Origin of the sequence: Brucella sp. BE17, assembly GCF_039545455.1 — a bacterium.
GTDB lineage: Bacteria > Pseudomonadota > Alphaproteobacteria > Rhizobiales > Rhizobiaceae > Brucella.
Map to the genome: position 1 here is coordinate 716,958 of NZ_CP154468.1, position 16,000 is coordinate 732,957.

The following is a 16,000-nucleotide window of genomic DNA, read 5'->3' on the forward strand; positions in this document are numbered from 1 at the left end:
GGCTGTAATCTATTGCTGGTACGCATGTCTGGCAGCTATATCGGCAGGGAGGATCCAAACATTGGCAATTTCGGAGAGGTGGAAAAGCGAGATGCAGAATAAGGTCATTCTGGTTGGCTGCGGCAATATGGGCTTTGCTATGCTCAAAGGCTGGCTTGATAGCGGTAATTTACTAGCTGCAAACGTCCATGTGGTTGAACCGGCGCAAGCGCTTCGGGAGCGCGCACAAAATTTAGGCGTGAACGTGCATGGCGATGCAGACGATTTGCCCAAACACCTGAAGCCGCGCATGGTACTGGTTGCCGTCAAACCGCAGGTTATGAAGGATGTTTTGCCAGCCTACAGGCGTTTCGCCGCTGCTGCGACATTCGTCAGCGTTGCCGCCGGTATTCCCGTCTCGCTTTTCGAAACATGTTTCGGTGAGGATGCCGCCGTTATACGCTGCATGCCAAATACGCCCGCGGCCATCGGCAAGGGCATGCTGGCAACCTTTGCCAATGCCAATGTCTCTGAAGACGATGCGGCCTTTGTGACCGAACTTCTGAAAACCTCCGGCAAGGTTACGTCTGTTGATGATGAAGCTCTGATCGATGTCGTTACAGCAATTTCCGGCTCGGGACCCGCCTATGTGTTTCATTTCATCGAAGCATTGAGTGAGGCTGGAACCGCTCTTGGCCTGCCGCGCGAAACGGCTGCACTCCTTGCCATGCAGACGGTCATGGGGGCTGGAGCCCTTGCCGATGCCAGTGCTGATACACCAACCAGGCTGCGCGAGCAGGTGACGAGCCCCAATGGAACCACGGCAGCAGCGCTTGATGTCTTGATGGGCGAAGATCGGCTAAGGAAACTCGTCACAGAAGCGGCGCAAGCCGCACACAGGCGCGCGGTCGAACTAGGTCAGGGATAAACCTTTCTGTAATCAGCGAACAGGAAGCGGAAATTTCCTGCGACTTGCTCGATATCTGCTTGCGACCCTATGTCATGCATTCGGCTCGGCAAGCATCATACCCAAACAGGACCTTATAAGGAGGACATCTGCACATTTGATTCTGGCACAGAGCTTATGTGCAGCACCGTGTGTTAGGTAGGGATAAAACTTAACGTAGGTGTCATTTAAACTCAATATGATACAGACCGGTCTCTATCATATTGAGGTGACGCATGCCGCGTCCCCGTGACCCTGCTGGTAAACGCCAGCAAATCATAAATACAGCTTATGCGCTGTTTTCGCGCTTCGGCTATCACGCGACCGGTACTGACCGGATTATCGCCGAAGCCGATGTGGCCAAGATGACAATGTACCGCAATTTCTCCTCCAAGGATGCCTTGATTGTCGCGGTGCTGAATTACCGCGCGGCTCGCTTTGACGCCCAGCTCGATTGTCTTGCGCAGTGCGTCTCGACCCCGCGGGAGAAGATCGGCACAATCTTTGGCTGGTACGAGCGATGGTTTCTAAGCGCCAATTTTCACGGCTGCCTATTTACCCATGCGCTTGCGGAGTTCGGCGAACCGGGGCACCCGGTCTTTGACGCGGCAATCGAGCACAAAAACAGCCTCAGTACCCGCCTTTTAAGCATTTTAGAGGCAGAGATGAACAAGGAACAGGCGGCAACAGCGTCCGATGCGATCTTTATGTTGCTTGAAGGAGCGACCCTGATGGCTCAGATGGGTCAGGGCCAGAGCGCTATCCTTCACGCCCGTCAGGCAGCGTTCAGCCTGCTCGGCACTCCTGATGGATGAGCCCCGCGAGCGTGCGACCATCAAGATACCTCTCGTTTCGAAAGTCCATCATTGCGCCTCAAAGAAACGTCCTTCGGCATCACGTTGATTGTGACCTCGGTCTTCATGCTGGCATTCGGCGATGCCGTCGTAAAACTGAGTAATGCAGAATTCTCGCTGTGGCAGCTTTTCGTTGCACGTGGACTTGTCACCGTTCCTTTGCTGTTTGGCGTCGCCAAAATCGTGGCTCCTGCTTCGAAACTATGGCCAAGGGCTGTGGGTTGGGTCTTCGTCCGCAGCATGCTCATCGTGCTGATGTGGATTGCTTATTACGCCGCTCTACCGTTCATGAGCCTGTCGGTGGCGGCGACAGCGCTCTACACAACGCCAGTGTTTATTGCTCTCTTCTCAGCCGCACTCATTGGGGAACCTGTCAGCCCCCGGAAATGGCTGGGAATCCTGATCGGTTTCATCGGCGTACTCGTCATTCTGCGCCCGACGGCGGATGACTTCTCCGCGATTGCGCTGCTACCGATCCTTGCTGCTATCTTCTATGCCCTCGCAGCGATCCTAACCCGAAGAAAATGCGCTGAAGAAGACCCCATGAGCATCGCGATGAGCCTCAATCTGTGCCTCGTCATGTCCGGCGCTCTGGGTGTCGCAGATATCATGTTTGTTCCAGCTGCTGGCGACGTGGCCTTCCCGTTTCTGCAAAGCTCATGGATGGCGATGAGTAAAGGGACTTGGGCCATCATTGTACTGCTCGGCATTTTGTTGGTCGCCGAAAGCATCGGCGTTGCGAAGGCTTATCAGATCGCCCCTGCCGCGATCATAGGAGCATTCGATTACAGCTATCTGGTATTCGCCGTATTCTGGAGCTTCGTCTTTTTTGCTGATACTCCTGACATACTCACGGTGACGGGAATTGGCTTTATCTTCGCAGCCGAATGGTTTGTTGTATCGAGGCCAGCACTCAAAAAATAAAAATGTTCAAACCTCTGATATCAAAAAGGATTATGTTTCGCAAAGCGAAACATATTGCTGATTACTAGTCAGAGTTATCCGTTTACTTTCTTTTCTTATTTTATAAATAGGTAGCATATTCTTTACTATAGTGAAAAATCATATGAATTATTTTTTCTCCTGAGGACAAACTTAAGAAAATTTCCCCTTGCCAACAGATGCCGTTTGCATAGATCATGGTTAATTATGTCTTGTCGTATTTCGTGACCTTGGATTGGTTGCGATGGCAGACATTAAATGCCGGGAGCGGTTAATGGCTTCCGTCTGGAGTTGGCAGCCTGTCTTGTGGGTTAGGCGGCTGCAACGCGTAAAAGTCTCAAACCGAACCAACATTGGAAGAGAGGAAACAGAAATGGCTAGTTTGCTGCCCCCGCTCCATGACGGTCACGCACCGATCTATCTCCATCATGCATTTCAAGATGCGGTCGATGCGTATGAAGACTGGAACCTGGACGTGTCTGAACCGGTCGTACAGGTTAATGGCAAGGTGACGCGGATCAGCGTCATTTTCCGCCGTTTGTGGAACTGCACCGATCTCGTACCAAACCGCACATTGGAAACATTGAGGGATATCGTTCCGGCAACGCTGGTTCACGCGGAACGCTGGAAGGAAAACGCAACCTTTGCAGAAGCGGCGCGTATTATGCGCACGGCACTTGAACGCCGCAAATTACGGCGGCTACCCGTAGTTTGCTAAGGGGTTGGATCATATGCGGCGGGCGGGTTCTTCCCGCCCGTTTTTCTTTGCCTGTCTATGGGGCATTTTCTGTGTAAGACTAGGCATGTGAAAAATGATCTCTTTTTATGGCGCGCCCAGTCTTCTATGAACACCGCGATAGCTCATTCCTCTCAATACCGGATTTGTCATGCGCAAGCTTTTCCTGACCGCCCTTATTCTCGCCTTCATCGCCAGCCCGGCGTTGGCGCAAGCCATCCGCGTCGGCGTGACGCCCGGACCCCATGCGCAGATCATGGAAAAGGTCAAGGAAGTTGGTGCGGCCAAGGGGCTTGATATCCAGATTCAGGAATTTTCCGATTACGTCATTCCCAATATGGCGCTAGCCGATGGCGCACTGGAAGCCAATTCCTTCCAACACCAGCCCTATCTCGATAATCAGGTGCTGGATCGCAAATTCGATATCGTCAGCGTGGCTCAGTCGGTTAATTTCCCGATGGGCATGTATTCGAGCAAGCTGAAAAATAGCACCGATCTCGTTGATGGTGCGACCATCGCCATTCCCAACGATCCGACCAATGGAGCGCGCGCCTTGCTGGTTCTGGCTGATAACGGTCTCATCAAAGTGGACGCGGAAAAGGGCCTTAATGTCAGCATGCTCGAGGTTATCGAGAACCCGAAAAACCTTAAATTCGTCGAACTCGATGCAGCCCAGCTTCCCCGTTCGCTCGAAGATGTGGATGCTGCCGTCATCAACACCAATTACGCCATGGAGGCAGGCCTTGATCCCTCAAAGGATCCGCTGATCCGTGAAGGCGAAAAGGCCCCCTATTTCAACGTCATTGCGGTTCGCACAGACGACAAGAATGCGCCTTGGGTTAAGAATTTTATCGATGCCTATCATAGCCCAGAGGTCAAAACCTTCATCGATGAGACGTTCAAGGGATCAGTCGTTCCGGCTTGGTAAACCGGCTTTTTAGAATAAAATGCCAGTTCGAGATCTACCGAACTGGCATTTTTTGTAGTTAAGTGAAAATTTAAAGCTTCCTGAAACGTACCCGGGCGCTGCGTTCGATTGCAGCAACCGTGAGTTCATCCAGCGCCCAGCGATCACGCAGCATCTGGAGAAAAGCCAGTTCTTCCTGCTCGACATGAAGGTCCGCCGCCGCAACTTCGACGGCAAGTGCATAGGCCGTGTCGTAGAGTTTTTCCGGCAGCACCTGATGAGCGAGGTCAAGGATTTTTTCGAGACCCTCTTCATCAGCCAGAAGACGATAGCAGTCATTGGCCAATTTCGGCAGACGCTTGATGTCGAAGCCACGAAAAACCGGCAGGCGACGCACGACATTGCCGATCGAGTCCAGTTCAGCATCCGTCATGGTCGTGTCCGCTGCCGATGTCGTAACCATGATATAGACGAGTGCGTCCTGCGGTGAGATTTTTTTCATCGGCCACTCCTCGTCGGCATGATCGGAATCAGTATTTGCAGTTGCAGTATGGCCGGAAAGTTAGGAAGCCTCCACCGCCCACGCAAGTAAATTCGACGGCAACCGTTGACGCCACGGGGTAGTCGCGCCATAGAGCATAGGCTGCATTGAGCGGCCTTTTCAAAGCCTTCGCAGGGCCTTCACAGGATATCAGGATATAATCATGACTTCGCACCGCCTTCCCGACATTACGCTGACCCCGGAACTGACCGAGGCGGCTGCGGTTGCGAAAGCATGGCCTTTTGAAGAGGCGCGGAAAATCCTTAAGCGTTATGAGAAGACCGGCCTGCCCGAAACGGTAATCTTTGAGACCGGTTATGGTCCTTCCGGCCTACCCCATATCGGAACCTTCGGCGAAGTCGCGCGCACCTCCATGGTGCGTCATGCTTTTCGCGTGCTGACGCAAGACAAGGTCAAGACGCGCCTTATCTGCTTTTCCGACGATCTCGACGGGATGCGCAAGATCCCCGAAAATGTGCCCGATATCGCGGCCCTTGAACCTTATCTGCAATTGCCGCTTTCGTCCGTCCCCAACCCGTTCGGTGGTGAGTATGAAAGCTTTGCTGCGCATAATAATGCGATGCTTTGCCGTTTTCTCGATACGTTTGGTTTCGACTACGAATTTGCGAGCGCCACCGATTATTACAAGTCGGGCCGTTTTGATGCGGTGCTGTTGAAGGCAGTCGAGCGCTACGACGACATAATGAAGGTGATGTTGCCAACGCTTGGCGAGGAACGCCGCGCAACCTACAGCCCCTTCCTGCCGATTTCGCCAAAATCCGGTCGCGTGCTTTATGTTCCGATGAAGTCAGTGGATGCAAAGGCGGGCACAATCACCTTTGACGACGAGGATGGCACCGAGACCACGCTCTCCGTCACCGGGGGTAATGTAAAACTGCAGTGGAAGCCTGATTTCGGCATGCGCTGGGCAGCACTTGGCGTCGATTTCGAAATGTTCGGCAAAGATCACCAGACAAATGCCGGCATTTATGATCGCATCTGTAACATCCTCGGCGGACGTGCACCTGAACATTTTGTCTATGAACTGTTTCTCGACGAACTGGGCCAGAAGATTTCCAAGTCGAAGGGGAATGGCATTGCGATTGACGAGTGGCTCACCTATGCGCCAACCGAAAGTCTGGCGCTTTATAATTTCCAGAAGCCCAAGACCGCAAAGAAGCTTTATTTTGATGTGATCCCAAAGGCGGTGGACGAGTATTTCAACTATCTCTCCGCCTATCATCGGCAGGACAATATCGATTGGAAGGACCGGCTCAACAATCCGGTCTGGCACATTCATTACGGCAATCCGCCAAAGGTGGAACTGCCGGTTACTTTCGCGCTGATGCTCAATCTGGTCAGCGCGTCGAACGCCGAGAACCCGGCGGTGCTGTGGGGCTTCATCTCGCGCCATGTGCCCGGCGTCACGCCGCAAAACAATCCGGAACTCGACGCGCTCGTCGGCTACGCGATCCGTTACTTTACCGATTTCGTCAAACCGAACAAGCAGTTCCGCGGGCCAGATGATGTAGAGCGTGAAGCTCTGAAAAGTCTTGATGCCAAGCTTGCGTCATTGCCCGCAGGCAGCGATGGCAACGATATCCAAAACGCCATTCTGGATGTCGCTCGTGCCATCGAGCGCTATCAGGATCATAACAAGAAAAGCCCGGAGGGTGGTCCCGGTGTTTCCGTATCGTTCTTCCAGATGCTTTATGAAGTGCTGATCGGTCAGGAACGCGGCCCGCGCTTTGGCTCTTTCGTGGCGCTTTATGGCGTCGATGAAACCCGCGCATTGATCAAGAAGGCGCTTTCCGGGGAATTGTCCTAAGTAGCCGTCTGAATAACGAAAAGCCCTGTCGCTGCATCGCGCGGGGCTTTTCTGCCGCTCTTCAAACGAATTGACTCACGTACGTTGTAGGTAGTACGGTCTACCTATATTAAAGGTGAATCATGAAGGCCAATGTCCTCTCTTCGACTTCCGCACGCGAAAAGCTGCTGAATGCGGCAGCAATCCTGTTTTACAATCATGGCATTGGCGGCACCGGCATTGATGCTATCGTGGAGCGGGCGGGCGTTGCCAAGAAAAGCCTCTATAATAATTTTGCTTCCAAAGCTGATCTGGTAAATCAATATCTGGAAGCCCGTCACGCGGAGTGGCTAGGCCTCTACCAGACACGATTGAAAGAAGCGGTCTCGCCGCAAGATCGGGTGCTTGCGGTTTTTGATGCTTATCATGATCATGCCGAACACGCCTATGAGTGCGGGTTTCGCGGCTGTGGGCTATTGAATGCTGCTGCAGAGCTGGAAGCCAGTGACGCTGGACGGCAAGCCGTCAGACGTCACAAGGAAGAAGTAGAGGCGCTGATTGCGCAACCTTTGAAAGAAATTTTGCCCGATGCGCCGCACGAGGTGCTGCGGCTAGCGCGACACATGGCTTTTCTTCTCGAGGGCGCGATGGTTCGGGCCGGGCTTGAAGGCAGGAGCGCTGCCGTTTGCGATGCACGCGCAATCGCCACTTCCATGCTGGAGGCGCTGTGACCGTCTCCTCCCGCGCATATGTGTCCGGCATTGCTGCCGTACTTTTTTCGTCCATAGTCTGGGGCACGACCGGGACAGCTGCAACCTTAGCCCCCGAAGTCGGCGCTGCAGCCATTGGTGCAGCCGCCATGGGGGTCGGCGGATTGTTGCAGGCTGCGATTGCTAGCGGTGGCATTCTTCGTGCCCGTGCTCATCTTGGCCAGAACTGGCGCAATCTGGTTTTGGGCGGGGTCGCAGTCGCCATCTATCCGCTCGCTTTTTATGCTTCGATGCGGATGGCTGGCGTCACCATCGGGACGGTGGTGACTATCGGCTCAGCACCTCTGCTTTCGGCGTTGATTGAATGTTGGTTCGACGGTGCACGACTTTCGCGACAATGGCTGATTGGCGCAATAATCGGCCTTGTCGGGATGATCCTCATATCGCTCTCGTATGGGTCGATAGATTCGGGGGCCGCATCAGACGGCTCGACTATCATCGGTATTGCCCTTGGACTTCTGGGAGGTCTTACCTATGCGCTTTATTCGTGGACCGCGCGTGGCCTGATGCTACGCGGAATTGCTTCATCGGTTGCGATGGGCGCGACCTTTGGCATTGGCGGGTTTTTGTTGATGCCGGTTCTGTTGATGACCGGCGCACCTTTCCTTGCCTCATGGAATAATTTTGGCGTCGGCATCTATATGGCACTTGTGCCTATGTTTCTGGGTTATATCTGCTTTGGTATCGGTTTGGCGCGCATTCCGGCCAGTCTGGCGACGACCATTACGCTGGTCGAACCCGTGGTTGCCGCTCTTCTGGCCGTGATCATCGTCGGCGAACGTTTACCCGCAATGGGCTGGCTTGGCGTGGTGTTAGTGATTTCCTGCCTTGCGGTCATCAGTGCCCCGGCACGTTTTCTGACCCGCTTTTCGGTGCGACACAGCCGCAAGGTCTTGGCCCGACCATAGGTATCAATCTGCAGGATCAGGCGGCGGCGGTGGTGCTGGCGGAAATTCGCCCTGTTGCGGCAAAGGAAGCAGCTCAGGCGACAGGGATGGTGCACTGTCTGGAAAAGCCCCGCTCTCCGACGAGAAATCTGGAAAATTCGCAGCTGGCTTTCTGCCATAAACTCCGCGCTGTGCCTGTTCGGCGCTTCGACCGGATTCTTCATAAGCGCCTCCACCAACGGCCCTTGCCCAGCCATTGGTGACAAGCCATGCAGCTGCATCCTCATTGCCGATCATGCAGCGGGTAGCCACCGCCGCGCCGCTGTCGCTTTGCGGCAGGCGGCACATGACGGCGCGAGAGCGTAGCCATTGCCGGAAGGCGGTGCGGGCCTGCATGCCGCATGGCCAGTTGTTTCCGTCGGAGGCCCTGCAGTTTTCTTCGACCGGAAGAACTTCGATGCCTTCGAGATCAATGATACGGCCCTGGCTTTCAAGCCTTCCTGCCGCAATGGCGACGGGACGCTGCAAAAGCTGCATGCCTTCATCTTGCGATACCGGCATTGCGGGTGCCTGCGGTTCACGTGGTTTTGGCGCTGTTGCAAGGCCAAGATCACTCAAGGGCGGGCGCGGCGCTTCGCGTTGCAGTTCGTCACCATCTGTGCGCGCAGCCTGTGGTTCGTTGTGGAGTGTGGCATCGGGTTCGTCATAATCGAACTGCTCGACTACGATACCGTTTCCTGAACCGCTGGCCGCAGCCTCACCATCCGGTGACGCGACCACCCGCACAGGACCATCCAGCGCACCATAAAAAGGCGCGATAAACGCGCCCAGCAGAAACGCCCCCGTGATAGCGGCAAAGCCACCATAGACGAAACGCGAATGGCTTTTATTCTGCAACTGCGTCCTCACTGGCTTGCCCACAAAATGCGTGCGATCCATTCTACATCTCTGGTTTCGAAGCTGCGATTGGGATGAACGGGGTTGAGCGAATGCAGTTCGATCGTGCGCGGGGTCTGTCGATGGAGGATTTTGGCCATGACTTCTCCGTCCTTTGTACGCACCACAACGCGGTCGCCACGACGCACAGCGTCATTGGGAGCGACGATCAGCGTATCGCCATCGCGATAAAGCGGCAACATGCTGTCGCCTGAAACTTCCAGCGCATACACGCCTTCGCTGACTTTCGACGGAAACTCCACGATGTCCCAGCCCTGCCCAGCCGGAAAACCGGCATCGTCAAAAAACCCGCCTGCACCGGCCTCCGCCATGCCGAGAAGCGGGATTGGCTGGGCTTCCTGACTGTAATCGCCGAAAAACCGCGCCGGGTTGTCGTCACCCTTAATCAGCCGAGTGAACTCCTCGAAACTCGCGCCCGTGGCCTCCATCACCTTGGCAAGCGATTCCGTTGACGGCCAGCGCGCGCGTCCGTCAGCGGCATAGCGTTTGGATTTGTTGAAAGTGGTAGGATCAAGTCCGGCGCGCCGGGCAAGTCCCGATACGCTTAAGGAGTGGCGCTCCGCCAATGCGTCTATCGCCGCCCAGACGCTGTCATGAGAAAACATGTTCGATCCGCCAATCTGCCCGCACACGCTTTTAAAGCGGGCACGAGACCTCAAGGATTTAAAACCTAATTACCATCCCAATTGCGGCTGAAACCTACAGAATTTTAGGGTTTCATGCAAGATGCATGAAATAGCAGGGAAAATTTTCTTATTTCGATCAATAAAAAGAAAGCGCGGTATGATTCATACCGCGCTTATCATCACGGTTGGGGCAATCAGGCTGCCTGCTTCTTCTCACCGCGATAGGGATTAAAGCGTTGATAAAAGCTGTCGCCGTTCTCGGCCATATCGAGCAGCAGTTTGGGAGCCTTGAACTGTGCTCCATATTTCTTCTGCAGATCCCTGGCAAGTTTCACGAATTTCTTTGCGCCCATGCCATCGATATAGGAAAGTGTGCCACCGGTATAAGGGGCGAAACCGAAAGCCAGAATGGAGCCGACATCGGCCTCGCGTGGATCGGTGACGATGCCCTCTTCCATCACGCGTGCCGCTTCAAGCGCGATGGTGACGAGGAAACGCTGCTTTAGCTCGTTGACATCGATTTTATCCGCGTCCTGCTGCGGATAAAGGTCTTTCAGTCCCGTCCAAAGATGCTTTTTGGCCGGCTTTGCGGGATAGTCATAAAAACCCTTGCCGTTCTTGCGGCCCTTGCGGTCAAACTCGTTTACCAGCCGGTCCACCAGTTCGACATGACGCGGATCGACAGCCTTAGGGCCAAGGTCAGCCAATGTGGCTTTCAGGATTTTCTGCGACAGGTCGATTGCAGTTTCATCATTGAGTGCCAGTGGTCCGACCGGCATACCGGCCATGCGCGCGGCATTTTCGATCATTGCGGGCGGAACGCCTTCGATGAGCATATTATAGGCTTCCGACATATAACGCAGCACGCAGCGATTGACGTAGAAACCGCGCGTATCATTGACAACTATCGGCGTCTTCTTGATCGCCCGCACATAGTCAAGTGCAGTCGCCAGCGCCTTGTCCGAGGTCTTCTTGCCGAGGATCACTTCCACCAACATCATCTTGTCGACTGGTGAGAAGAAATGAATGCCGATGAAGTTTTTCGGCCGTTTCGAGACTTTGGCAAGGCCGCTGATCGGAAGCGTAGAGGTGTTAGAGGCAAAAATCGCGGACGATTTCAGCACTTCCTCGGCCTTTTCGGTCGCAACACGCTTGACCTCGCGGTCCTCGAAAACGGCTTCGATCACCAGATCGGCACCGTCGAGGGCGGCATAATCCGGTGTCGCGGTGATGAGTGACAGAAGCTTTTCCTTGTCGGCCTCCGTGGCTCGGCCTTTCTGGATTTCCTTGGTTACCAGATCGGCGGTATGCGCCTTGCCCTTGTCAGCTGCGTCCTGATCGCGGTCGATCAACACCACCGGAATTCCAGCTTTGGCCGTCACATAGGCGATGCCCGCCCCCATGAAACCGGCACCTATGACGCCGATTTTCTTGAACTTCGACGGCTTTTCATCAACAGGACGGCGAGCCCCCTTGTTCAACTCCTGCAATGAGACGAACAGCGAGCGGATCATCATTGCCGCTTCAGTCGTCTGCAAAATTTCCGTGAAATAGCGCTGCTCGATTTTAAGGCCGGTGTCGAAAGGCACCAGCAGGCCTTCATAAACCGACTTCAGAATGGTGAGTGCTGCGGGATAATTGCCGGAGGTTTCGCGGCGCAATATGGCAGTTGCCGCAGGCCAGAGATTGGCACCGGCCGCCGAATAGATCGCACCACCGGGCAGTTTAAATCCCTTTTCATCCCATGGCTGAACAGGTTTCAGTCCGCCCTTGATGAGTTTTTTTGCCGTTTCCACCAGCTTCTTGGCGGGAGCTACTTCGGTGATCAGCCCCATCGCCTTGGCGCGTTGCGCAGTCAGGCTCGAGCCGGCCGTCATCATCTGCAACGCGTCCTGCTGGTTGGCAAGGCGGGGCACACGCTGTGTACCGCCTGCACCCGGAAACAGGCCGACTTTTACTTCAGGCAGCGCCATTTTCAGCCCCGGCGCATCGGACGCCACACGCGCATGACAGGCGAGCGACATTTCGAACGCGCCGCCCATGCAGGTGCCGTTGATGGCTGAAACCCACGGCTTACCTGAGGTTTCGAGCTTACGGAACAGCCCGCCCATGCGGCCGACATTGTCGAACAGCGACTGCACGGCACCCTGATGATCTTTTGCCTTCTGGCGGTGGAAATCCTTGAGCATCCCTTCCAGCATGGTGAGATCAGCCCCACCGGAAAAGGTTTCCTTGCCCGAGGTGATAACCACGCCCTTGACCTTGGCATCGGCCGTCGTCGCATCGATGATGGCGTTCAATTCTTCCATCGCTTCGACGGTGAAGACATTCATCGACTTTTCCGGCATGTCCCAAGTGACGAGCGCAATACCATCGGCGTCGGTTGCCAGCTTGAAATTCTTGTAGCTCATTTTAGCCTCCCTAGGAGCGCTGTTCGATCCGATATAATCGGATCGGCGCTCTAACTATTTGAGTTAACGCGCATTTTATCCGAAAACCGCTTCACACTTTTCGGAATGCGCTCTATACGCGCTCGATGATCGTGGCCGTGCCCATGCCGGCACCGATGCAAAGCGTCACCAGTGCAACATTGAGATCGCGGCGTTCGAGTTCATCAAGAACGGTGCCTAAAATCATCGCCCCTGTTGCTCCCAACGGATGCCCCATGGCAATCGCTCCGCCATTGACATTGATCTTGTCCGACGAAATCTCGAAAGCCTGTTGGTAGCGCAGCACCACGGCGGCAAAAGCCTCGTTAAGCTCGAACAGGTCGATATCGGAGAGTTTCATCCGCGCCTGTTTCAGGAGTTTTTCCGTGACGTCGACCGGGCCGGTCAGCATGATTGCAGGCTCAGAGCCGATATTGGCAAAGGAACGGATACGCGCACGCGGCTTCATGTCAAAAGCCTTGCCAGCCTTTTTGGAGCCGACCAGCACACCCGCCGCCCCATCGACGATGCCGGAAGAATTACCGGCATGGTGGACGTGGTTGATCGCCTCGACTTCCGGATGCGCCTGAACACCCACCGCATTAAAGCCACCCATTTCACCCGGCATGACGAAAGACGGGTTCAACTGCCCTAGCGCCTGCATGTCGGTGCCGGGACGCATATGCTCGTCGCTGTCAAGAATGGTGAGGCCGTTCTGGTCGCTGACCGGAATGACCGAGTTTTTGAAATAGCCCTTTTCCCATGATTTTGCGGCGCGCTTTTGGCTTTCGACCGCATAGGCATCGACATCGTCGCGCGTAAAGCCATACTTGGTGGCAATCAGGTCAGCAGAAACGCCCTGCGGCATGAAATAGCCGGGAAAACCCACCGATGGATCCATGTACCAGGCACCACCCGACATGCCCATGCCGACGCGCGACATGCTTTCCACACCACCCGCGATCACCAGATCATCCGCACCGAAAGCCACCTTGGCCGCAGCCAGATTGATCGCATCCAGTCCGGATGCGCAAAAGCGGGAAATCTGGATGCCCGGCGCCTTGAAATCGTAGCCCGCTTCAAAGGCCGATGAGCGTGGAATGACCGCCCCCGCCTCGCCAACCGGATCGACGCAGCCGAAAATAATATCATCGACCTTTGCCGTATCGATACCATTGCGGTCGCGCAGCGCTTCAAGGACCTTCGCGCCCAGTCGCACGGCAGGCACTTCGTGCAAGCTGCCATCCTTCTTCCCGCGCCCGCGTGGCGTGCGCACTGAATCGTATATATAAGCCTCGGCCATTTTTTTCCTCCGTGCCGGATTTAAAACCTCCGGCCAAATCCTCAATCAGAACGCTTCAGCATCAAGCGCCATCATCGAATCCGCACCCGACTGGATGCGGGCGAGATGGGCAGCACTTTCCGGCATGATCCGCTCGAAATAATAACGTGCCGTGACAAGCTTTGCTTCAAGATAGGTGTCATTGCCCTCGCCTGCTGCAAGCTTTGTCTCAGCCACCTTGGCCATACGGCCCCACATGAAGCCAAGTGCCACCAGCCCAAAGAGATGCATGTAATCGTTGGATGCAGCACCGGCATTGTCGGGCTTGGCCATTGCATTCTGCATCAGCCACATGGTTGCGGCCTGAAGATCGTTGACGCCCTTCTTTAAATGCTTTGTGTAGAAGGAGAGCTTTTCATCGTTACGATTTTCCTCGCAAAAATCGCCGACTTCCTTAAAAAATGCAGTGATCGCCCGGCCACCATTCAGCGCCAGTTTGCGCCCCACGAGATCGAGCGCCTGAATGCCGTTGGCGCCTTCATAAATCATGGCGATGCGCGCATCGCGCACATATTGGCTCATGCCATGTTCCTCGATATAGCCGTGGCCGCCAAATACCTGCTGCGCCATGACGGCATGCTCAAAGCCCTTGTCGGTTAGAACACCTTTCAGAACTGGCGTCAAAAGCCCGACCAGATCGTCAGCCACCTGACGCTCAGTCTCGTCACCGGCGCGGTGCGCGATGTCGGAATTCAGCGCGGTCCACAGGATCAGCGCCCGGCCTGCCTCGTTGAACGCGCGGATGGTCATGAGATTACGACGGATATCGGGATGAACGATGATCGGATCGGCCTTCTTATCGGGCGCTGCCGTGCCTGAAAGCGCGCGGCCCTGAATACGCTCACGTGCATAGATGGCGGCGTTCTGGTAGGCGGTTTCGGCAATGGAAAGCCCCTGCAGCGCAACACCAAGACGCGCTTCGTTCATCATCGTGAACATGGCGCGCAGGCCCTTATGCGCCTCACCGATCAGATAGCCGCTCGCTTCGTCATAATTCATGACACAGGTCGAATTGGCATGAATGCCCATCTTTTCCTCGATGGAACCGCAGGAAACGCCATTGCGCTCACCCGGATTTCCATCGGCATCGAGGGTGAATTTCGGCACGATGAAGAGGGAAATGCCCTTTACACCTTCTGGCGCTCCATCGATGCGTGCCAGCACAAGGTGGATGATGTTTTCGGCCATGTCGTGTTCACCGGCAGAGATGAAAATCTTCTGACCGGAAATCTTGTAGGAACCATCGTCCTGCGGCGTGGCGCTGGTGCGCAGTAGTCCTAGATCCGTGCCGCAATGCGGCTCGGTCAGGTTCATGGTGCCGGTCCATGTGCCTTCGACCATTTTGGGAAGATACATGTCTTTTTGCTCATCCGTGCCGTGTGTCAGGATCGCGGCGATAGCACCCTGCGTCAGGCCCGGATACATGGTAAGCGCCATATTGGCGGACGACATATATTCGCCCACCGCCGTATGCAGCAGATAGGGGAGCCCCTGCCCGCCATATTGTTCGGGTACTGCAAGCCCGAGCCAGCCTGCCTCACGGTACTGGTCGTAAGCGGCCTTGAAACCTTTCGGCACTTTTACCGAACCGTCCGCTTCGCGTTTGCAGCCTTCACGATCACCTGTATGATTGAGGGGAAACAGCGTAGCTTCGGCAAGCTTTGCGCCCTCCGACAAAATTGCCTCGACCACATCTGGTGAAACGTCAGCAAAGCCTGGCAGATTATTGTAACGCTGATAATTCAAAACATCATTGAGAACGAAATTCGTATCCTCAACAGGTGCGCGATAGCTCGGCATGCAAACCCTCCAAATTATCCCTGAGCAGACACGATAAAGCGTGCCACTCATCCTTGTGGTGCTTCCGGCGATGTCCGCCGGGAACCATAAGCAACAGTTCCGTCCACAGCGACCATCGCCTCTTCCAGCGATAACGTAACATAGAATTCGATTACGTCTCTGCCAGTTCAAGGCAAAACTAACGTATTTTGACGTTTCCGTAAACGTCAAAATTATATCTATTGAAAAGTCGGAATAGTTTTTATGATGTTGTAACCGCCGCCTTGGTTTGTCCCCGTGCGCCTTGGTATGGGCATTTCGCTGCATTTGATTTGTTGAGATCAGGAAAAACCAGCAAAATATGGCTCCAGAATTTTGCGTTACTGGCTGTGCAAATCAGGGAAACTGGGCACTGCCGAACGGTAGCGATAAGAAGTAAGCAGCCGTTACCCCAGTGGAGCAAAAATCATAAAGATATATTGACGGTCGATAGAAACA

At 54.7% G+C, this 16,000-nt stretch carries 14 protein-coding genes; 8 read left to right on the forward strand and 6 right to left on the reverse strand.

Translation table 11 applies throughout. From position 1 onward, the window contains the following. Nucleotides 1-91 precede the first annotated feature (91 nt). The 5 genes from proC to AAIB41_RS14680 all read left to right on the forward strand — a co-directional run bounded on the left by proC (nucleotide 92) and on the right by AAIB41_RS14680 (nucleotide 4,385). A complete protein-coding gene (proC, locus tag AAIB41_RS14660) occupies nucleotides 92-907 on the forward strand; it encodes a pyrroline-5-carboxylate reductase (RefSeq protein WP_343316016.1) in 816 nt (271 codons plus the stop codon). A 254-nt stretch (nucleotides 908-1,161) separates the two neighbouring features. After that, nucleotides 1,162-1,740, forward strand: a complete 579-nt coding sequence (locus tag AAIB41_RS14665) for a TetR/AcrR family transcriptional regulator (protein WP_343316017.1) — start codon at nucleotides 1,162-1,164, stop codon at nucleotides 1,738-1,740. Nucleotides 1,741-1,824: 84 nt separating this feature from the next. Then, the gene (locus tag AAIB41_RS14670) at nucleotides 1,825-2,703 is read left to right on the forward strand and encodes a DMT family transporter (protein WP_343316085.1); all 879 of its coding nucleotides are present in this window, start codon (nucleotides 1,825-1,827) and stop codon (nucleotides 2,701-2,703) included. Nucleotides 2,704-3,094: 391 nt separating this feature from the next. Beyond that, on the forward strand, nucleotides 3,095-3,439 hold the full coding sequence (locus AAIB41_RS14675) for a hypothetical protein (protein WP_343316018.1): 345 nt from the start codon (nucleotides 3,095-3,097) through the stop codon (nucleotides 3,437-3,439). Between the two features lie 169 nt (nucleotides 3,440-3,608). Further along, nucleotides 3,609-4,385 carry a MetQ/NlpA family ABC transporter substrate-binding protein gene (locus AAIB41_RS14680; protein WP_343316019.1) on the forward strand — a complete coding sequence of 259 codons (777 nt, stop codon included), beginning with the start codon at nucleotides 3,609-3,611 and terminating at the stop codon, nucleotides 4,383-4,385. Nucleotides 4,386-4,455: 70 nt separating this feature from the next. Here AAIB41_RS14680 and AAIB41_RS14685 read toward each other — a convergent pair whose 3' ends face one another. Continuing rightward, nucleotides 4,456-4,866: a tellurite resistance TerB family protein gene (locus AAIB41_RS14685; protein ID WP_343316020.1), complete on the reverse strand. Its 411-nt coding sequence runs from the start codon at nucleotides 4,864-4,866 to the stop codon at nucleotides 4,456-4,458. A gap of 202 nt (nucleotides 4,867-5,068) precedes the next feature. Here AAIB41_RS14685 and AAIB41_RS14690 point away from each other — a divergent pair, with 202 nt between their 5' ends. From AAIB41_RS14690 to AAIB41_RS14700, 3 genes are all read left to right on the forward strand, one after another. Then, nucleotides 5,069-6,733 carry a lysine--tRNA ligase gene (locus AAIB41_RS14690; RefSeq protein ID WP_343316021.1) on the forward strand — a complete coding sequence of 555 codons (1,665 nt, stop codon included), beginning with the start codon at nucleotides 5,069-5,071 and terminating at the stop codon, nucleotides 6,731-6,733. A 122-nt stretch (nucleotides 6,734-6,855) separates the two neighbouring features. Beyond that, complete coding sequence (locus tag AAIB41_RS14695; protein WP_343316022.1) at nucleotides 6,856-7,443, forward strand: TetR/AcrR family transcriptional regulator; 588 nt, start codon at nucleotides 6,856-6,858, stop codon at nucleotides 7,441-7,443. Next, on the forward strand, nucleotides 7,440-8,390 hold the full coding sequence (locus AAIB41_RS14700; RefSeq protein WP_343316023.1) for an EamA family transporter: 951 nt from the start codon (nucleotides 7,440-7,442) through the stop codon (nucleotides 8,388-8,390). Before AAIB41_RS14695 ends, AAIB41_RS14700 begins: the two co-directional genes overlap by 4 nt. 3 nt (nucleotides 8,391-8,393) lie before the next feature. Here AAIB41_RS14700 and AAIB41_RS14705 read toward each other — a convergent pair whose 3' ends face one another. The 5 genes from AAIB41_RS14705 to AAIB41_RS14725 all read right to left on the reverse strand — a co-directional run bounded on the left by AAIB41_RS14705 (nucleotide 8,394) and on the right by AAIB41_RS14725 (nucleotide 15,523). Then, nucleotides 8,394-9,308, reverse strand: a complete 915-nt coding sequence (locus AAIB41_RS14705; RefSeq protein WP_343316024.1) for a thermonuclease family protein — start codon at nucleotides 9,306-9,308, stop codon at nucleotides 8,394-8,396. Further along, nucleotides 9,275-9,931 carry a helix-turn-helix transcriptional regulator gene (locus AAIB41_RS14710; protein WP_343316025.1) on the reverse strand — a complete coding sequence of 219 codons (657 nt, stop codon included), beginning with the start codon at nucleotides 9,929-9,931 and terminating at the stop codon, nucleotides 9,275-9,277. The genes AAIB41_RS14705 and AAIB41_RS14710 overlap by 34 nt, the downstream gene beginning before the upstream one ends. A 215-nt stretch (nucleotides 9,932-10,146) precedes the next feature. Then, nucleotides 10,147-12,363, reverse strand: coding sequence for an FAD-dependent oxidoreductase (locus tag AAIB41_RS14715; RefSeq protein ID WP_343316026.1), 2,217 nt, complete (start codon nucleotides 12,361-12,363; stop codon nucleotides 10,147-10,149). A 112-nt stretch (nucleotides 12,364-12,475) separates the two neighbouring features. Next, nucleotides 12,476-13,684 (reverse strand): acetyl-CoA C-acetyltransferase, encoded by a 1,209-nt coding sequence (locus AAIB41_RS14720; RefSeq protein WP_343316027.1) that lies wholly within the window; start codon nucleotides 13,682-13,684, stop codon nucleotides 12,476-12,478. Between the two features lie 45 nt (nucleotides 13,685-13,729). Continuing rightward, nucleotides 13,730-15,523 (reverse strand): acyl-CoA dehydrogenase C-terminal domain-containing protein, encoded by a 1,794-nt coding sequence (locus tag AAIB41_RS14725; RefSeq protein WP_343316028.1) that lies wholly within the window; start codon nucleotides 15,521-15,523, stop codon nucleotides 13,730-13,732. Nucleotides 15,524-16,000: the final 477 nt, after the last annotated feature.

Bases quoted from the DNA above. Each gene is read 5' to 3' on its own strand.
- proC (WP_343316016.1), top strand. From the start codon at position 92: ATGCAGAATAAGGTCATTCTGGTTGGCTGCGGCAATATGGGCTTTGCT.
- AAIB41_RS14665 (WP_343316017.1), top strand. From the start codon at position 1,162: ATGCCGCGTCCCCGTGACCCTGCTGGTAAACGCCAGCAAATCATAAAT.
- AAIB41_RS14675 (WP_343316018.1), top strand. From the start codon at position 3,095: ATGGCTAGTTTGCTGCCCCCGCTCCATGACGGTCACGCACCGATCTAT.
- AAIB41_RS14680 (WP_343316019.1), top strand. From the start codon at position 3,609: ATGCGCAAGCTTTTCCTGACCGCCCTTATTCTCGCCTTCATCGCCAGC.
- AAIB41_RS14685 (WP_343316020.1), bottom strand. From the start codon at position 4,866: ATGAAAAAAATCTCACCGCAGGACGCACTCGTCTATATCATGGTTACG.
- AAIB41_RS14690 (WP_343316021.1), top strand. From the start codon at position 5,069: ATGACTTCGCACCGCCTTCCCGACATTACGCTGACCCCGGAACTGACC.
- AAIB41_RS14695 (WP_343316022.1), top strand. From the start codon at position 6,856: ATGAAGGCCAATGTCCTCTCTTCGACTTCCGCACGCGAAAAGCTGCTG.
- AAIB41_RS14705 (WP_343316024.1), bottom strand. From the start codon at position 9,308: ATGGATCGCACGCATTTTGTGGGCAAGCCAGTGAGGACGCAGTTGCAG.
- AAIB41_RS14710 (WP_343316025.1), bottom strand. From the start codon at position 9,931: ATGTTTTCTCATGACAGCGTCTGGGCGGCGATAGACGCATTGGCGGAG.
- AAIB41_RS14715 (WP_343316026.1), bottom strand. From the start codon at position 12,363: ATGAGCTACAAGAATTTCAAGCTGGCAACCGACGCCGATGGTATTGCG.
- AAIB41_RS14720 (WP_343316027.1), bottom strand. From the start codon at position 13,684: ATGGCCGAGGCTTATATATACGATTCAGTGCGCACGCCACGCGGGCGC.
- AAIB41_RS14725 (WP_343316028.1), bottom strand. From the start codon at position 15,523: ATGCCGAGCTATCGCGCACCTGTTGAGGATACGAATTTCGTTCTCAAT.